Origin of the sequence: Thermosipho africanus Ob7 (genome assembly GCF_003351105.1) — a bacterium.
In the GTDB taxonomy this organism is placed as follows: Bacteria; Thermotogota; Thermotogae; order Thermotogales; family Fervidobacteriaceae; genus Thermosipho; species Thermosipho africanus.
Map to the genome: position 1 here is coordinate 179,853 of NZ_NKRG01000001.1, position 17,622 is coordinate 197,474.

The 17,622-nt window shown below is 30.3% G+C and carries 15 protein-coding genes and 2 pseudogenes; 11 read left to right on the forward strand and 6 right to left on the reverse strand.

What is annotated here, in order from left to right; all coding sequences use genetic code 11:
- Positions 1-423 precede the first annotated feature (423 nt).
- From OB7_RS09910 to OB7_RS00950, 3 genes and pseudogenes are all read left to right on the forward strand, one after another.
- Positions 424-973 (forward strand): annotated as a pseudogene (locus tag OB7_RS09910) (ABC transporter permease).
- Positions 974-1,831 (forward strand): ABC transporter ATP-binding protein, encoded by an 858-nt coding sequence (locus OB7_RS00945; RefSeq protein ID WP_114702270.1) that lies wholly within the window; start codon positions 974-976, stop codon positions 1,829-1,831.
- Position 1,832: 1 nt separating this feature from the next.
- Positions 1,833-2,888, forward strand: a complete 1,056-nt coding sequence (locus OB7_RS00950; protein ID WP_114702271.1) for an ABC transporter permease — start codon at positions 1,833-1,835, stop codon at positions 2,886-2,888.
- A 15-nt stretch (positions 2,889-2,903) separates the two neighbouring features.
- On the opposite strand, the gene OB7_RS00955 is transcribed toward OB7_RS00950, so the two are convergent.
- Genes OB7_RS00955 through OB7_RS00965 form a run of 3 tightly spaced genes read right to left on the reverse strand, consistent with a single transcriptional unit; the run spans position 2,904 to position 5,823 of the window.
- Entirely contained in the window at positions 2,904-4,100 is a 1,197-nt protein-coding gene (locus OB7_RS00955) for an aminopeptidase (RefSeq protein WP_114702272.1), read from the reverse strand.
- Between the two features lies 1 nt (position 4,101).
- Positions 4,102-5,064: a potassium channel beta subunit family protein gene (locus tag OB7_RS00960; RefSeq protein WP_004104097.1), complete on the reverse strand. Its 963-nt coding sequence runs from the start codon at positions 5,062-5,064 to the stop codon at positions 4,102-4,104.
- Between the two features lie 36 nt (positions 5,065-5,100).
- Complete coding sequence (locus OB7_RS00965) at positions 5,101-5,823, reverse strand: alpha/beta hydrolase (protein ID WP_114702273.1); 723 nt, start codon at positions 5,821-5,823, stop codon at positions 5,101-5,103.
- A gap of 101 nt (positions 5,824-5,924) precedes the next feature.
- On the opposite strand from OB7_RS00965, the gene OB7_RS00970 reads away from it, so the two are divergent.
- Genes OB7_RS00970 through OB7_RS00980 form a run of 3 tightly spaced genes read left to right on the forward strand, consistent with a single transcriptional unit; the run spans position 5,925 to position 9,326 of the window.
- A complete protein-coding gene (locus OB7_RS00970; RefSeq protein ID WP_114702274.1) occupies positions 5,925-7,328 on the forward strand; it encodes an MATE family efflux transporter in 1,404 nt (467 codons plus the stop codon).
- On the forward strand, positions 7,303-9,021 hold the full coding sequence (locus tag OB7_RS00975) for a M3 family oligoendopeptidase (RefSeq protein ID WP_114702275.1): 1,719 nt from the start codon (positions 7,303-7,305) through the stop codon (positions 9,019-9,021). Before OB7_RS00970 ends, OB7_RS00975 begins: the two co-directional genes overlap by 26 nt.
- A 2-nt stretch (positions 9,022-9,023) precedes the next feature.
- Positions 9,024-9,326 carry a hypothetical protein gene (locus OB7_RS00980; protein ID WP_114702276.1) on the forward strand — a complete coding sequence of 101 codons (303 nt, stop codon included), beginning with the start codon at positions 9,024-9,026 and terminating at the stop codon, positions 9,324-9,326.
- Between the two features lie 145 nt (positions 9,327-9,471).
- Here OB7_RS00980 and corA read toward each other — a convergent pair.
- From corA to OB7_RS01000, 3 genes and pseudogenes are all read right to left on the reverse strand, one after another.
- Positions 9,472-10,327, reverse strand: a pseudogene (gene corA, locus OB7_RS10195) (magnesium/cobalt transporter CorA).
- Between the two features lie 6 nt (positions 10,328-10,333).
- Complete coding sequence (locus OB7_RS10135) at positions 10,334-10,459, reverse strand: hypothetical protein (RefSeq protein ID WP_258167431.1); 126 nt, start codon at positions 10,457-10,459, stop codon at positions 10,334-10,336.
- 218 nt (positions 10,460-10,677) lie between these two features.
- On the reverse strand, positions 10,678-11,568 hold the full coding sequence (locus tag OB7_RS01000) for a hypothetical protein (protein ID WP_114702277.1): 891 nt from the start codon (positions 11,566-11,568) through the stop codon (positions 10,678-10,680).
- 313 nt (positions 11,569-11,881) lie between these two features.
- Here OB7_RS01000 and OB7_RS01005 point away from each other — a divergent pair, with 313 nt between their 5' ends.
- The 5 genes from OB7_RS01005 to OB7_RS01025 all read left to right on the forward strand — a co-directional run bounded on the left by OB7_RS01005 (position 11,882) and on the right by OB7_RS01025 (position 17,610).
- Complete coding sequence (locus OB7_RS01005) at positions 11,882-13,096, forward strand: iron-containing alcohol dehydrogenase (RefSeq protein ID WP_114702278.1); 1,215 nt, start codon at positions 11,882-11,884, stop codon at positions 13,094-13,096.
- A 111-nt stretch (positions 13,097-13,207) separates the two neighbouring features.
- A complete protein-coding gene (locus OB7_RS01010; RefSeq protein WP_004104073.1) occupies positions 13,208-13,657 on the forward strand; it encodes a MarR family winged helix-turn-helix transcriptional regulator in 450 nt (149 codons plus the stop codon).
- On the forward strand, positions 13,641-15,365 hold the full coding sequence (locus tag OB7_RS01015) for an ABC transporter ATP-binding protein (protein ID WP_012579530.1): 1,725 nt from the start codon (positions 13,641-13,643) through the stop codon (positions 15,363-15,365). Before OB7_RS01010 ends, OB7_RS01015 begins: the two co-directional genes overlap by 17 nt.
- Positions 15,362-17,215 (forward strand): ABC transporter ATP-binding protein, encoded by a 1,854-nt coding sequence (locus OB7_RS01020; protein WP_114702279.1) that lies wholly within the window; start codon positions 15,362-15,364, stop codon positions 17,213-17,215. The genes OB7_RS01015 and OB7_RS01020 overlap by 4 nt, the downstream gene beginning before the upstream one ends.
- 122 nt (positions 17,216-17,337) lie before the next feature.
- Entirely contained in the window at positions 17,338-17,610 is a 273-nt protein-coding gene (locus OB7_RS01025; RefSeq protein ID WP_004104067.1) for a metal-sensing transcriptional repressor, read from the forward strand.
- Positions 17,611-17,622: the final 12 nt, after the last annotated feature.

The window sequence follows — 17,622 nt, forward strand, 5'->3', positions numbered from 1 at the left end:
AAGTCTTTATTTTTAGAATATTTTAGAAATAAAATATCCTTCTTTTTCAATATTTTATTTCCATTAGTATTATTTATTTTGTTTTCGCTAGTTTTTTTTAGCGAAGATACTGCTAATTTTGCTTATTTTTCTGATATTGATCTAGATATTTATGGAAAGTCATACAATGATGAGGAAAAATTATTGAGCGATAGAAGAAAATACGATGCTGTTGCAGTGATTAAAGATAATGAAATAATAGTTTACAAAAACAGTAATAGTGCAATGGTTTATGTGTGGATTGATACGTTAGTAAATAAGGTTAAATCTTTTGGATTAAAAAACGTAGTAAATATAAAAGAGACAAAGTTAGATTATAAAATTTTTTCACAGAGGGAAAATATTTATATAGGCACATTTGCACTTTCGATTATGTCCATAGGAATGTTTTCTGTTGTTAATTTATTTGATAGGTATAAAAGAGTAGGTACGCTAAAAAGGCTAAAACTGCTTCCTATGTCTCCACTTTCATTTGTCTTTTCCTTTTCAATTTCTCAATTTTTTATAAGTTTTATTTCTTTAGTTATAATAAGGTTAATTGGAGTATTTTTGTTTTCAATATCTTTAAAGGTTAATGTTTTATATTTTTCTATCGCTCTTATTTCTTCTGTGATTGGAATGCTTGGAATAGGTACTTTAATTAGTGTTCTTTTCAAAAAAAAGTGCGGCCAATGTATCTCAGTTTTTGTATATTGTATTTATATTTTTTTCTGGGATTTATTTTCCATTAGAATTTCTTCCAAAGTTTTTAAAAAATTTAAGCTTTTTTATTCCAGTAAAATATATTGTTGATATTTTCAAATTTTCAATGGGAATGCAAGTAATTAATATCTCTAAGTTTTTCATTTATTCGTTTATATTAATTGTTTTTGGATTGTTTTTACTTTCAGTTGGTGGCAAAATACTTTTTGAAACCGAAAAAGTAGGTGGTTAGATGGTAGTAAAGGTGGAAAATTTAAAAAAATTATATGGGAAATTTGAAGCGTTAAAAGGTATTAGTTTTGAGGTTGAGGAAGGAGAAATTTTTTCTCTTCTTGGACCAAATGGTGCTGGAAAAACAACCACTGTAGAGATTTTAATTGGTCTTAGAGAAAAAACAGAAGGGAAAATTTATTATTTTAATAAGGAAATAGAAAAAATAGATAAGAAAATAAAATCAGTTATAGGAGTTTCTCTTCAAAAAACTGAACTTTTTAGAGAGCTTACAGTTATTGAAACTCTAAAACTTTTTAGAAGTTTTTACAAGGATGGATATGATCCTTATGAGGTGTTAGAAAAGATAGAATTGGTTGAAAAAGGAAAGGAAAGAGTGAAAAATCTTTCTGGAGGCCAATTTCAAAGACTTGTTGTTGGACTATCTTTTATAAATGACCCAAAAATTATTTTTTTGGATGAACCTACAACAGGACTTGATCCACAATCAAGAAGAAAAATCTGGGATATTATACTTGAATTTAAAGATAAAGGAAAAACAATATTTTTGACAACACATTATATGGAAGAAGCTCAATTTTTATCGGATAGGGTTTGTATAATTGACAATGGGGAGATTATCGCCCTTGATACTCCGCAGAAATTAATAGAAAATTCTAATTTAGAGACAATAATTGAAATAGATGGCGTGTATGAAAAATTTGGAAAGATTATTGGAAATAGAACACTTGTTGAAACAAATGATCCAAATAGTTTAATACAAAAGCTTATAGAAAACAAAATAGAAAATTTTACAGTCAGACACCCGACACTTGAAGATGTGTTTTTAAAATTAACTGGTAAAGAATTGAGGGATTGATATGTTTCAGGCACTATTTAAGATAGAATTTTTAAGGTCAAAAGAGGCTACCTTTTGGATTATAGTCTTTCCAATACTTTTAACTATCCTGCTTACATCAATTTTTGGTGATATTGAAAAAAATGCAAAATTTAGGATAGGATATATCGGTGAAAATAAATTTATAGAAAATCTAAAGGACCACTTTGAAGTTTTAAAAGTTAAAAAAGTTGAAGAGATTGTTGAGAAAAATCTTGATGCAGTAATAGTCTTTGAAGATAATTTTGATCTAAGACTTCAAAGAGCTTTGATCTTGTCGAAAACAAAGTTGTTTAAACCTGTAAATGTTGAAATTTTTTATACAGATAAAGAATATTCAAAGGTTGTTAAAGATATTTTGGTGAATATATTTTCTTCTTTGAATGCGTTAAATTCAGAAAAAGAAGTAAAATTAAAGGTAAATGAAAGGAAAAAAAGTATATCTTATTCTCAATTTTTATATGCTTCAATTTTGGTAATGAATATTATGTCGGTAACCTTCTTTGGCTTTACTTCGCAGATTTCTTTTTACAAAAGGCGAGGGCTTTTGAGAAGATTAAAATGTACACCATATAGTCTTGGAAAATTTTATTTTGTATACGCTCTTGTTTCGCTGGTGCAAATTGTTTTTGCAAATATAATATTCACTTTATTTGATTTTTTAGTGTATGGAGTAAAACCTGATGTGTTAAATGTCTCAATTTATATGTTATTTGGAAGTGTGGTATTTTTGTCATTAGGTTATATGATAGCAAGTTTAATAGAGAATCCGGATACGATTGTAGTACTTGGAAATATTTTATTTCAAGTATTTATGTTTGCAGGTGGATTTTATTTTGATGTAAGAAATGCAGGAATAATAGGAACTTTATCAAAAATTATTCCTTCTACTTACCTTGTTGATGGAATAAGAAAATCTTTTGGCTATTCTGTCTATGAAAATCATTTTTTAATACCATTAATCTGGGTTATCTTTTCGATATCTATTGTATCTTTATCTAGCATTATTAAAAGAAAAAAGGCCTCATCAAATATATGATGAGGCCTTTACTACCTATATTACCCATTTTCCATTTTCCATAAGTGTTATTTTTTCACCTGCTTTTATTCCATATACATTCATATTTTCATTTCCAACCATAAAGTCTACGTGTGTAAGACTTGTGTTTAGACCGTTTTGTCTTAGTTGTTCTTCATTCATTTTGGTGCCATCTTTTATACAATTTGGATATGCTCTTCCAAATGCAAAGTGAGATGCTGCATTTTCATCAAATAGTGTGTTGTAGAATATAGTCTTCATCTTGTAAATTGGTGAATTTACAGGAACCAAAGCTACTTCTCCTAAGCTTTTTGCACCATCATCTGTATTAAGTATTGTTTCTAAAATTTTTTCTCCTACTTCTGCTTTGTAATTTACAATTTTACCGTCTTTAAATTCGAGTGTGAATTTATCTATTACATTTCCACCATATACAAGAGGTAGACTGTTTGTAACCACACCATTGATTTTATCTTTGTGCGGTGCTGTAAAGATTTCTTCAGTTGGAATATTTGGAACAAATGTTATACCACTCATATTTTCTTGAGTTGCAGAAAGCCATATATGATTTTTTGGAAGACCTACGGTGAGATCTGTACCAGGACCTTCATATTTTAGATAGTCAAATTGCTTCTCGTTTAAAAATCTGGTTATTCTCTTAAGATTATCTATATGTTCTTGCCAATTTTTTACAGGATCTCCTTCGATTCTACTTGCCTTTAAAATATATTCTAGTAATTTTTCAGTGTTTTCTTCTCCTAAAACCTTTTTGGCCCATTTTCTTGTAGGATACGCTACAACGCACCAGCTTATTTCGTTTGACATCATTCTTCTCATTATGTCTTTGTTCGCCGTATTTACTGTTTTTGTAAAAATTCCAATTCTTTCAGGTGGAACATCTTTTAGTGCATCTGGATCGCCACCAGTAATGCTTAATACTGCGCCCTTTTTATCTAAGAGGTATTCAGAAGCTTTTATTTCCCATTCTGGAAATTCTTTTAATGCATCAATTGGTGCATTTTTAAGTCTGGTTTTTGTAATTATTTCATCTGACCATTTTACGTAAACATCAAACGCTCCTATTTCAAAAGCTGTTTCAACAACTTGTTCTACAAACTCTCTTGCATCAATTGGTGCTTTTATGAATAGTATTTGACCTTTTTGTAGGTTTAGTCCAATTTTTAAGGCAACTTCTGCGTACTTTTTTAACATGTTATTCCTCCTCGAGAATTTCTCTGATTTGTTTTTCTAAATCTTCTGTGATCTTTTCTTTGATTTCTATTGCCTTTAGGTTTTCATGGAGTTGTTCTTTGCTTGAAACACCTAATATGACACTACTTACATTGTCGTTTAATAGACACCATGCAATTGCAAGTTGAGACATTTTTGCATCTAATTCATCCGCAATTTTTTGTAACTTTTGAAGTTTTTTGAATACTTTCTCACCTAAAAGCCCATTTTCTTCAAGGTGCTTTCTAAGATGTGGGAATCTTGCAAGTCTTGAATTTTCTGGAATTCCATTGTTATATTTTCCTGTTAATATTCCGGATGCAAGAGGACTCCAAATTGTAAGTCCCATACCATACTTTTCATATATTGGTTTGTATTCTTCCTCAACTCTTTTTCTTACAAGCATGTTGTATTGTGGCTGTTCTACTATAGGTGGTATACAATTTAGCTCTTTACATGCTTTATGAGCAGCTTCTAGTTGCTCCGCACTCCATTCGGATGTTCCCCAATATAGTGCAAGTCCATTTCTTACAATGTAGTCCATTGCAAGAACTGTTTCTTCAATTGGTGTTTCTGGATCTGGTCTGTGACAGTAAACGATATCAACATAGTCAAGTTGTAATCTCTTTAGTGAAGCCCATGTTCCTTCCAAAAGGTGCTTTCTTGAAAGTCCTTTATCATTTGGACCATTTCCACCCCAGAATATTTTTGTTGAAACTACGATGTCGCTTCTCCTAAATTCTTTAAGAACTTCTCCAAGCATTGATTCTGCCATTCCATTTGCATATGCTTCTGCAGTATCAAAGAAGTTGATACCGTTTTTAAAAGATTCTCTAACAATTTCTTTAGCACCGGCTATATCAAGTTGATTTCCAAAAGTGAGCCAAGAACCAAGAGATAGTTCACTGATTTTTAATCCCCATTTTCCTACTTTTCTGTAATTCATTTGAATCACCTCCTAAAAAGTATTATATCACAATTATTAGTTTGACGAACTATTTTCGTTTATAAATTCTAAAATTTTATTTACTATTATTGAAAGTTGTTTGTATCTATCAATTGTAGCCTCATTATCTCCTTTTTGGAGTGGGTAAAATCCAAACTGAGAATGATTTCCTCCGTCAATTTCGTAAAATACCGTATTTTTTGGAAAAAGTTTAATTTTTGATTTGAATTTTTCCCTTGTAACAAGCCCATCGTTACTTGCTGTAATAGCAAGTATTTTTAGATCAAGATTTGAAATATCTTTTGCAGGATATGATGCAAGTAAAATTACTCCCTCAACATTATTTTTCTTTGCAAACTCTATTGTTGCAATTCCTCCAAGAGAATGGCCGGCAACATACCATTCTATATTTCCATACTTATCAATTATGTTTTTTGCACCATTAGTTCTAAAAAATGCAAGATTTAAAGGCATTTTAAGTAAAACAAAATTTATGTTATTTTTTGCAAGATAAAAGCCCAGTGGTGCGTACGCTCTGTAATCAACATGCCCGCCGGGATAAAATATAATTCCAATATTAGAATTTGTTTTCGGTTTAAAAAATATATCTTTACCTATGTATTCAATCTCAACGTTTTCGCTCGATTTTAAATAATTTTCGACTTCACTTAATGGTTTTAGTGGATTAATAGACCATATTAAAAATATAAAAATAAATGCTAAAATAATAGATGTTGATATTAAAAGTGCTTTTTTCATAAATTACACCTCCAAAATAAATTTTTTCTTATTTTTATTTTATCATTTTTTTTAAATATGATATAATTAGTAATGCGAATCATTATTTAGGGGGTATAGTTTTGGAGAATAAACATAGGGTAGATATATTTAATCGGGGAATATTTTCGTCACTGTTTTTACTGAGTTGGCCGCTTATAATTTCAAACCTAATGCAGACATTTTATAACGCAGTGGATGGTTATTTTCTAGGAAAGCTTGGGAAAATAGAATTTTCTGCACCAACGATTGTCTGGCCAATTATTTTTGTATTTATTTCGCTTTCTATAGGTTTTTCACAAGCAGGTGTTACACTGGTTGCACAATTTACTGGAGCAAAAGACAAAAAACTTGCCCAAAAATCTGCAGGTCAAAGTCTACTAACCTCTACTTTAATTGGTGTAATTTTTTCAATCTTTTCAATAATTATATCAAGGCCAATAATAATGGCTGTTGCTGGAAAAGAAAGTGCAGAAGTTGTAGATTATGCGGTAAAGTACTTTAATATAATAATGTTAGGTCTTCCTTTTGGCTTTATTTTTAATACAGTAAGTTCCATTATTAGGGGTTGGGGAGATTCAAAATTTACGATGAATCTTATGTTAATTTCAACAATAATTAATATTATTCTTGATCCGCTTCTTATTTTTGGAATAGGTATTTTTCCAAAAATGGGTGTAGTTGGAGCTGCACTTGCAACTACAATTGCAAGGATTATAGCTGCCCTTATGGCTATTGAGAGTTTATTTAAAGGTAAAAGGGGATTTAAGATACATTTAAGAGATTTAACACCAGATTGGCAGTTGATCAAAAAAGTTTTTAGAATAGCACTTCCAAGTTCTTTGAGTATGAGTATTACTTCACTTGGCTTTGTTTTTATTATGAGATTTGTTTCAAGTTTTGGACCGACTGTTGTAAGTGCATACGGTGTTGGAAATAGAATAATAAACTTTATTACGATGATTTCTTTTGGAATTGCAAATTCCGTTACTGCAATGGTTGGACAATTTTTGGGTGCTGGTGATGTAAAAAGCGCTGAAAAAACTTTGAAAGTAGCATTTTGGACGAATTTTACTATTGTATTTTTCCTTAGTACTCTTACCTTCTTTTTTGGAGGACAGCTTACAAAGTTTTTTATAAACGAAAAAGATGTAATAGAAGTTGGTTATATATTTTTTAGGTATGTTTCTTTTTCTTTACCATTTTTTACTTCTATGTCGGTGTTTGTACATGCGCTTGTAGGAGCTGGCAGAACGGATCTTTCTATGATAGTTGATATAACAAGGCTATGGGGAATTAGAGTACCTCTTGTTGCATTTTTTTCTACAAAGTTCGGTTTTACAGGATTGTTTTTTGCTATGATAATAAGTAATGTAAGTGCTCTACTTCTTGCATATCTTTTTATAAAATTTTCTAATTGGAAAAAGCCAATAACAAGAGATTTAAAAAGGGGGAATTTAGATGATATTTACGGACAAGAAGATTGAAAGAAAACCTAGAAAATACTTTAAAGATTTATCATCAACGGATGGTGAAAAGATACTAGAGAGTATAAAACAGTTGTTATCGGAGAATATTAATAGTGAAAGCGATCTAATATCACTTGTAGAAAAATTTACTGAATTAAGTGATATTGTCTCCGAGGAAATGGGAAGAAGATATATTAATATGACAAGGTTTGCAGACAAACCTGAATATTCAGAGATGTTTAACGATTATTTCCAGAACGTTGTTTCAAAACTAAAACCATATTCAATTGAAGTTGAAAAAAAGATATATAACTCAGAATTTTCTAAAAAGTTGCCAAATGAATACCATCATATGTTGAAAATTATATCTAACAATATTGAACTATTTAGAGAGGAAAATATTCCACTCCAAGTTGAAGAAAGAAAACTTTCAAATAAATATGGATCAATTTACGGCTCTATTGTGGTAGATTTTAGAGGTGAAGAAAAGACTTTGCAACAATTATTACCATATTTGAAATCTCCAGACAGAACGATAAGAGAAGAAGCTTGGAGAAAAAGATTTGAAGGTCTTTTATCAAGAAAAGAAGAATTGGATAAACTTTTTGACGAACTTAAAGAGATTAGAATAAAACAAGCAAAAAATGCTGGATTTGAAAATTACAGAGATTACATGCATAATTTGAAGGGAAGATTTGAATATTCGGTTGAAGATGTTTTGCAATTCCATGAGTCAGTTGAAAAGAAAGTCATGCCGTTTTTTGAAAAAAGGATGAAAAGAAGAGCTGAAAAGCTTGGTATTGAAAGTGTAAGGCCATGGGATACAAGCGTCGATATTGATGGAAAGGTATTAAAACCATATAACACAATCGATGAGTTTGTAAATAAAGCAATTAGAGTGTTGGGAAAAGTAAAGAGAGTTTTTGGAGAAAGGCTTGAAATGATGAAAAATTCAGACTTGTTAGACCTTGAAAATAGAAAAGGAAAGGCTCCGGGTGGATACAATTATCCATTGCCAGAGACAGGGGCACCATTTATATTCATGAATGCAACAGGACAAAGCAGTGATGTTAGAACGCTTCTTCATGAATCAGGACATGCAATGCATACATTTGAAACTGTTAATATTCCTATAGAGTACTATAGACCACATAGAATGGAAATTGCAGAACTTGCTTCGATGAGTATGGAACTTCTTACAATGCATCATTGGAATGAATATTATAAGGATGAAGATGATTTTAGAAAAGCAATGATAGAAGAACTTGAAAGTGCACTACTATTTTTGCCATGGTGTATGACGGTTGATGCTTTCCAACAATGGATTTATACACATCCAGAGCACACAGCAAAAGAAAGAGAAGAATACTTTGGCAAATTGATGGATAGATTCAACAGAGGAATAGACTGGAGTGGACTTGTTTTTGAAAAGAATAATAGATGGATGTTCCAGCTTCACATTTTTGAAGTTCCATTCTATTACATAGAATATGGTATTGCCCAACTTGGTGCGTTATCTATTTATAAAAACTACATTGAGAATCCTGAAAAGGCGATTGAAGATTATCATAACTTCCTAAAGGTTGGCTATAAGATGCCGATTGATAAAGTGTATGAGGTGGCTGGAATAAAGCTTGATTTTTCTGAAAAGCACATTGGGGAAATTGTAGAATTTGTTGAAGAAAGGTTAAATGAGTTGGAAGGAGAGTAAATATGTTTTTTGAGGATTTCGATGAGGAATTTGAAAGTTTAGATGAGATGGTAGAAAAATTGAGGAATGAAAATAGCTGTCCAGAATGTGTTCAATGTGGTTATTGTTGTAAGGTAACTCCTTGTTATTATGGAAAATGGAATGAAGAAAAAAATCAATGTGAATATTTGACTGAGAGTAACAAATGTGGCATTTATGACAAAATAGTAGAAATGGAAAAGGATCAGGAAGTAAAAATGTTTGGAAGCGGTTGCTGTTTAAATTACATGAATCCAGAAAGGTTGAAAAAGTTGTCTAGTAAATGAGTTTTAAATATTATACAAAATTTTGATTTTTAAAAAGAGCTGGAGTTTATTTCCAGCTCTTTTGTATTTAATTTTATAACCATTTTTTTCTTTTAAATATTATTATTAGGAAAATTACAATTATTGACATAACAGCTAAAACTACTTAGTAACTCCATTTCCAATATAATTCTGGCATGTATTTAAAGTTTATTCCATAAATTCCGGAGATAAAAGTTATTGGCATAAATATTGTGGATATTACAGTTAATATTTTTATAACATGGTTAATTTTGTTATTTACAGTTGTAAGAAAAATATCTAAAGTGCTTGAAACTTGATCTCTAATGGATTCTAATTCTTCAATAATTTGAATAACATGATCGTATGTATCTCTAAAGTATAGTATAGAATCACTTAAATAATCGCTCATGTCTCTAATCAAACTATTTAAAATTTCTCTGAGGGGTCGACAATTTTTCGAAAATTAATCATATTTCTTTTTAATGTTTGAATTGATTTTATTGTTTTTTTGGATGTTTCAGATATAATATCATCTTCAAGAACTTTTATTTCTTCTTCAAGCTTGTCTAAAATTGCAAAGTAATTATCAACAATTGTATCGACAATTCTATAGAGTAAATAATCTATTTTCTTTTTTCGAATAATTCCCTTGTTTTTCCTTATATGTTCAATAAGATTATCAAAGATGTTTGAATTTTTTCTGAAAAAGTTATTATATAATTTCCTTTGATAACAATACTTATTTGATTTACATCAATTAAATTACCATTTTCTTCAAATTTTAAATCTTTTAATACTATGAATATATAATCTTCAAACTCTTCCAATTCAGATCTTTGATAAATATTAAGGATATCTTCTAAAGTTAAAGAGTGTAAGTTGAAATATTTTCCTATTTTTTCAATAATTTCTTCTTTATGAATTCCAACAACATTAATCCAAGTAATAAGTTCTTGATTATACTCATTATCATCATAGCAATTTTCGATATTTAGAATTTTGTCTTATTCAAAAAATTTCTCATTGTATTTTATGTAACTTATTTCAAAGACGTTACTTTTAGAACCTGTGTATAAAAGGGTTCCTGGGGGCATTCCAACTTTTTGCAAGTATTTTTCTCTTTTACCCATACTTTTATCTTCATATTCATGTTCAATGTTTTAAATTTCATGATTTTAGATATTCTCATTTTAACACAGTATATTTTATATAATAAAACTCTTCTTGGCTATCAGTGCCAAGAAGAGTTTTTTCAATATATTTCTTTGTGAACCAATATAGTGTAAAAGAGCTAAATTACAGAAAGAGTATCAAAGAAAATTGTTGGATATTTATATTTTCATGTTTTTTATTTTACAATGTCTAAAATAGAGAAGACTTTGTATCCATCTTTTTTAATTACACATAGAAAACCTTTGTTGAACAAAATTCCTAAGAAATCACTTACTTTTTCATTATCTATTACTTTAACTACTTGTTCTTTAAGATCAACGTATCCAATTGACATATCTTGATCGTTATTTGTGAAGGATATAAATATAGATTTTGTGTATGGCTCAATGGCAAGATTTTTAATTCTTCCATGATCAAATTCTTTTAATATAATTTCCCCCATTTTTGTTAAAGGATTATAAGTTATAATACTGTTTTTGTCTGTAATAAAGTAAAGATCATAACCAAATGTTGCCAAGTTCACTATGTTGGTAGGTTTTATAGTAAATTCGGAAGTTTTTATGCTATCAAAAGAGTCTAAAACAGTTCCGGAAGAAGAAACAGTGTAGAATTTTTTATCTACTATAAAATATTTATCTTCGTCAATTTTCTTAATTAATGGAAATTTTCCAAGATCAATACTTATTTTATTAGTTGAGATTACATCGCCAGATTCTGAGATTTTAATTATTTTATTGTCTGAATACAAAGTGAAAGTATTATAATCAAAGTCAATAATTTTAAAGTTTTCAAAATTAAAATCTATATTTTTTAAATAATCTTCTATGTAGATGTCTTCTGGATTAAAAGCTGAAAGTATGTTAATTTTTACTGATAATAGAGTTTTTTTAGATTCAGAGTATAAAAAGAATTGGTTTGAAGAGTTTAAAAAACTAGTAAAGATCAAATTAGGAAAATAATTTTCTCTTGGTGTTTCTAAACTAACTTTTTCGATCTTAAAACTTTTACAAAAAATCATTGAAATAGACAAAATAGTAAGTAAGAGTATTGTAAAAAATTTTTTCATAATCCCCCTCCTTCTTTGTTGAAGTTCAAAAAAATTCTATCAAAAAAATATATAATATAATTTACATTTATTATAATTTTATTTTGCCTTAATCTTAAATTAACCAATATAGAGTAATTAATAAATAATACATGTGCTTTAAAAAGTTTATTGATTAATTATAGACAAAAAAGCAACAAATAATTTTTTTTTTATTATTCAAATAACAATGTTTATTTCGTGAAAAAATTAACGAAAAGTTCAAACGGTTTTAATTTAAAAGCCTTTTCTAAATGTTATAATAATTGTGAAAATATTCACAGGAGGTGAGATTATGTGGGAAAGCAAAATGGATATTTATAATGTTTTTGAATTAAGGTGTAAAACAACGTGTTATTTTGGTGTAGGTGCTATAAAAAAGATTTCTGATATTCTTGACAACTTAAAAGCACAAGGTATTGATAATGTGATTTTTGTCACAGATAAAATAGCATACAAAGTAACCGGCGCATGGGATGTGATTGAGCCAGAATTAAAGGCAAAGGGATTTAAATATGTAATTTACGAAGATGTTTCTCCAAATCCAACGACTGCACAGATTAATGAAGCAACAAAATTGGGATTACAAAATGGGGCTCAAGCAGTTATTGGAATTGGTGGAGGAAGTCCAATTGATACAGCAAAAAGTGTTGCTATTTTGCTTGAATATCCTGAAAAAACTGCTGAAGAGCTTTATGAAGGTTTATTTACTCCAGAAAAAGCAAAACCAATAATTGCAATAAATACAACACATGGAACAGGAACTGAAGTAGATAGATTTGCTGTTGCTTCAATTCTTGAAAAAGAGTACAAACCAGCAATTGCATACGATTGTATTTATCCACTTTATGCAATTGATGATCCACAATTAATGGTTACACTACCAAAGGGTCAAACTGTATTTACCTCAATAGATGCAGTAAACCATGTTACTGAGGCAGCAACAACTTTGGCAGCAAGCCCATACTCAATTTTACTTGCGAAAGAAACAATAAGATTAATTGCTAGATATCTTCCTCAAGCAGTGGCACATCCAGATGATCTAACAGCAAGATATTATCTTTTATACGCATCAGCAATAGCAGGCATATCATTTGATAATGGAATGTTGCACTTTACACATGCACTTGAGCATCCATTGAGCGCTGTAAAACCTGATTTAGCACATGGACTTGGTCTTGCAATGCTTCTTCCAGCAGTTGTTAAACATATATACATTGCAAAACCAGAAGTTTTAGCTGATATATATGAACCAATTGTTCCTGGATTAAAGGGTGTTCCAGGAGAAGCGGAAAAAATTGCTGCTGGCATTGAAAAATGGTTGTTTAATTTGGGCGTAACTGAAAAATTAGAGGATATGGGCTTTACAGAAAATGATGTAGAAAAATTAACAAAACTTGCCCTTGAAACTCCTTCCCTTGGCTTGTTACTAAGCATGGCACCTATAAAAGCAGATGAAAAGACAATTGCTTCCATATACAGAGATTCTTTAAAGCCTATTTCAAGATAATCTTTTAAGCTATTACATTTTAGTGCCGGTATTATCCGGCACTTTTTTATTGACAAAATAAATAGTTTGATATAAAATAGTTTTATGTAAAACTATTGGAGGTGGAAAGTGGTGGATAATTTTGAATTTTCTTCTACTTTTTTACTTTTTTCTGAGATAGAAAGATTAAAGTTTCAAATTTTAAAAAGTGAAATGGATAAATACAAGATTCATCCAGGTCAAATCCCGATATTTTTTATAGTTAGGAAAAATCCTGGAATTTCACAAAAAGATTTGGCAAAAAAAGTTATGCTTTCAACTTCTACAGTTGCAATTATGCTTAGAAGAATGGAAAAGGCCGGTTTTGTAAAAAGAATTCAGGATGAAAGTGACAGAAGATTTTACCACATTTATTTAACTGATAAAGCATTGAAAATAGTTGATAAAATTTTTAAGAGATTGAAGGAATTTGAAAGGCAAAGCTTTGAAAATTTTACAAATGAGGAGATGGAAGTTTTGGAAAAGTTACTTAAAAAGATACTCTTGAATTTGGAGGCGATGAAGGATGAAAGGTGTTGTTAAGTATCTTAAAAAGTATACGTTTTTGATAATTTTAGCAATTACTTTTGTCGTTATTCAGGCCATTTTAAATCTTTACTTGCCTGATTTAATGGGTGATATTGTTAACAAAGGTGTAAGTCGTGGTAATGTGGATTATATTTTAAGTGTTGGTTGGAAAATGCTTTTTGTAACTCTTTTAAATGTTGCCGCAGCAATTGTTTCAACTTATTTTGCTGCAAAGGTTGCTATGGGATTTGGAAAAGATTTAAGAAGTCATGTCTACAAAAAAGTTATGAATTTTTCACTGAACGAAGTTGATAAGTATGGAGTGGCAACACTTATTAACAGAAATACAAATGATATTACACAGATTCAAAATGTTATATTTATGATGCTTCGTATGGTTGCATTGGCTCCTGTTATGGCTATTGGTGGAACAATAATGGCTATTTCAAAGAGTCCTAAATTGACTATGGTTTTGTTGGTATCTTTGCCGATTATGTTTGTTGTTATGTATTTTATAGTAAAGTACAGTATGCCTCTTTTTAAGTCTATGCAAAAAAAATTGGATAATTTAAACAGAGTTTTGAGAGAAAATTTAACTGGTGTTAGGGTTATAAGAGCATTTGCAAAAACAGAATATGAAAAAAAGAGATTTGAGGTTGCAAATGAAGATTTAACGAGTACAGCGTTGAAGGTAAATAGAATTTTTGCATTGGTTTTCCCACTAATTCTTTTAATAATGAATTTTACTATTATCTTTTTGATTTGGATTGGTGCAATTCAGATAGATAAAGGAACTCTTGAAGTTGGAACTATGATGGCTGTAATGCAATATATAATGCAGATTATGTTCTCATTTATAATGATTTCAGTTGTGTTTATATTCTTGCCAAGGGCCTCAGCCTCTGCTGAAAGGGTAGCCCAAGTTTTAAATGAAAAAGAAAGAATAAAAGATGTTAAATCTCCTAAGAAACTGGAAGGTATGGGAAAAGTAGAATTTAAAAATGTCACTTTTTATTATGAAGGTGGTAAAGAACCTGCTATAGAAAATGCTAATTTTGAGATTAATCCTGGAGAGGTTGTAGGAATTATTGGTAGTTCAGGTTCAGGAAAAAGTACTTTAGTAAAGCTTTTGATGAGGTTTTATGATGTAACAAGTGGTGAAATTTTAATTGATGGTGTTAATATAAAAGAGCTTTCTCAAAAAGATTTACGTGATATGATTTCATTTACTCCTTCAAGACCTGTTATATTTTCAGGTACTATAGAGGAAAATGTAAGGATTGGAAAAGAAGATGCAACTGAAGAAGAAATAGTTGAGGCTTTAAAGACCGCACAGGCTTGGGAATTTGTATCAAAGCTTCCTGAAGGTATTAAAACTCAAGTTTCTCAGGGTGGAACAAATCTTTCTGGAGGTCAAAAGCAAAGGCTGGCAATCGCTCGTGGAATTGTAGGGAAGAGAAAAATTTATATATTTGATGATAGTTTTTCGGCGCTTGACTTTAAAACCGATGCAAAGCTTAGAAAAGAACTTAGAGAAAAGTTAAAAGATGCAACTAAAATAATTGTATCTTTGAGAGTAGCAACTGTTATGAATGCAGATAAAATAATAGTGCTTGATAAAGGAAGGGTTGTTGGAATAGGAACGCACAAAAAGTTAATGAAATCATGTGAAGTGTATAGAGAAATAGTTTCTTCTCAGCTTTCAGAGGAGGAGATAGCATGAGCGAAAAAATTCAGAGACCTGCAAGAGGACATAAAGGAGGGCCAGGTGGACCAATTAGAGCAGCTGTTGAAAAACCAAAAGATTTTAAAAAGGCGTTGAAAAGATTAATGATCTATTTAAAACCTTACATGGTGCCAATAATTATCGTTTTAGCAATGGCGATTGCTGGTACTATATTTAGTATTATCGCGCCCAAAGTTCTTGGAAAAGCTACTACAAAGTTATTCCAAGGATACATGGCAAAAAGGATATTTCCTAAAGCAAAGATTGATCTTAATGGAATCCTGAAAATATTAATTAACGTTGGAATATTATATGGGCTTTTTGCATTATTCATGTATATCCAGCAGTATGTGATGGCCGGAGTATCGCAAAAAGTAGTTAAAAAGCTTAGAACAGATGTTATGGAAAAACTTTCAAAGCTTCCATTAAAATTTTATGATTCAAGAACACATGGGGAGATTTTAAGTAGAGTAACAAACGATGTTGATTTAATTAGTAACACTTTAAATCAGAGTTTAACTCAACTTATAACTTCAATTGTTACTATCGTTGGTGTAATTGTTATGATGCTTACTATAAGTCCTTTACTTACACTTGTTACAGTGGTTACTTTACCCATTAGCGTTGGATTTATAGTCTTTATTGTAAAGAAATCTCAGAAATACTTTAAAAACCAACAAGTCTATCTTGGAAATGTAAATGGTCATGTTGAAGAAATGTTTAGCGGACTTGTTGTTGTTAAAGCATACAACAAAGAAGAGGAGAGTATTAAAAAATTTGAAGAGTACAACCAAAAATTGTATGATGTTGCATGGAAGGCACAATTTGTTTCTGGTATTACTATGCCAGTTATGAGATTTGTTGGAAATTTAGGATATGTAATTGTTTCGGTTGTCGGAGGAATAATGGTAACTAAAAAGGCAATACAACTTGGTGATGTTCAAGCATTTATCCAGTATGCACAACAATTTAATCAACCAATTTCTCAGGTTGCAAATATAATGAATATGATTCAATCTACACTTGCAGCAGCAGAAAGGGTTTTTGAAATACTGGATGAAGAAGAGGAACTACCTGATCCAGAGGATGCAATTGAACTTGAAAAAGTTGATGGAAACGTAAAATTTGAGCATGTATATTTTAGCTATAGAGAAGATAAAAAACTTATTGAAGATCTAAATATTGACGTTAAGAGTGGACAAACTGTTGCAATAGTTGGACCTACGGGTGCAGGAAAAACAACTCTTGTAAACTTGTTGATGAGATTTTATGAAATTCAAGGTGGAAGGATCACAGTTGATGGTATTGATATTAGAAAGATAAAAAGAGATAACCTTAGAAGAACATTTGGTATGGTGCTTCAGGATACGTGGTTGTTTAATGGAACAATAAGGGAGAATATTGCGTATGGAAAGGAAGGGGCTACTGAAGAAGAAATAATAAATGCGGCAAAACTTGCACATGCTCACCACTTTATTATGGCGCTACCTGGTGGATATGATGCAGTTATAAATGAAGATGCAAATAATATTTCTCAAGGTGAAAAACAATTGATAACTATTGCAAGAGCTTTTATCGCAGACCCAGAAATATTGATTTTAGATGAGGCAACAAGTAATGTTGATACTTTAACTGAAAAATTAATTCAAAAAGCTATGAAAAGATTAATGCACAGTAGGACAAATTTTGTAATTGCGCACAGACTTTCAACAATTAGAGATGCAGATATTATATTGGTAATGAATGAAGGTCAGATAATAGAAAAAGGGACACATGATGAATTGATGAAGAAAAATGGATTCTATGCAGAACTTTACAAGAGCCAATTTTTAGGAGCATACGTTTAATATTTAATTTTCTTACATTTTTAAGTGCCCTGAAAGAAACTTTCAGGGCATTTTTTATTTGCTAATTTGAAGTTGGTATGTTATAATTATTCTAGACCGTACGGTAGTGGGGAGGGTATAGTATGAAACATAAAGATGCGTTAAGAACGTTAAAAAATGCAAGAGGGCAAATTGATGCGATAATAAAGATGATTGAAGAAAACAGATATTGCATTGATATTTCAAAGCAAATTCTTGCTGCAATTTCGCTATTAAAGAAAGCAAATGTTCAAGTGTTGAATTCACATCTTGAAACTTGTGTTAAAAGTGCAGCTTTTTCAGATGATCCACAGGAAGTTGAGCAAAAAATAAAGGAATTAGAGGATGTTATATCTTATCTAAATAAAATTGTGTAAGGTGGTGATAAA

Excerpts from the sequence above, each read along its gene's own strand:
- OB7_RS00945 (WP_114702270.1), top strand. The coding sequence starts at position 974 with ATGGTAGTAAAGGTGGAAAATTTAAAAAAATTATATGGGAAATTTGAA.
- OB7_RS00950 (WP_114702271.1), top strand. The coding sequence starts at position 1,833 with ATGTTTCAGGCACTATTTAAGATAGAATTTTTAAGGTCAAAAGAGGCT.
- OB7_RS00955 (WP_114702272.1), bottom strand. The coding sequence starts at position 4,100 with ATGTTAAAAAAGTACGCAGAAGTTGCCTTAAAAATTGGACTAAACCTA.
- OB7_RS00960 (WP_004104097.1), bottom strand. The coding sequence starts at position 5,064 with ATGAATTACAGAAAAGTAGGAAAATGGGGATTAAAAATCAGTGAACTA.
- OB7_RS00965 (WP_114702273.1), bottom strand. The coding sequence starts at position 5,823 with ATGAAAAAAGCACTTTTAATATCAACATCTATTATTTTAGCATTTATT.
- OB7_RS00975 (WP_114702275.1), top strand. The coding sequence starts at position 7,303 with ATGATATTTACGGACAAGAAGATTGAAAGAAAACCTAGAAAATACTTT.
- OB7_RS00980 (WP_114702276.1), top strand. The coding sequence starts at position 9,024 with ATGTTTTTTGAGGATTTCGATGAGGAATTTGAAAGTTTAGATGAGATG.
- OB7_RS10135 (WP_258167431.1), bottom strand. The coding sequence starts at position 10,459 with ATGGGTAAAAGAGAAAAATACTTGCAAAAAGTTGGAATGCCCCCAGGA.
- OB7_RS01000 (WP_114702277.1), bottom strand. The coding sequence starts at position 11,568 with ATGAAAAAATTTTTTACAATACTCTTACTTACTATTTTGTCTATTTCA.
- OB7_RS01005 (WP_114702278.1), top strand. The coding sequence starts at position 11,882 with ATGTGGGAAAGCAAAATGGATATTTATAATGTTTTTGAATTAAGGTGT.
- OB7_RS01015 (WP_012579530.1), top strand. The coding sequence starts at position 13,641 with ATGAAAGGTGTTGTTAAGTATCTTAAAAAGTATACGTTTTTGATAATT.
- OB7_RS01020 (WP_114702279.1), top strand. The coding sequence starts at position 15,362 with ATGAGCGAAAAAATTCAGAGACCTGCAAGAGGACATAAAGGAGGGCCA.
- OB7_RS01025 (WP_004104067.1), top strand. The coding sequence starts at position 17,338 with ATGAAACATAAAGATGCGTTAAGAACGTTAAAAAATGCAAGAGGGCAA.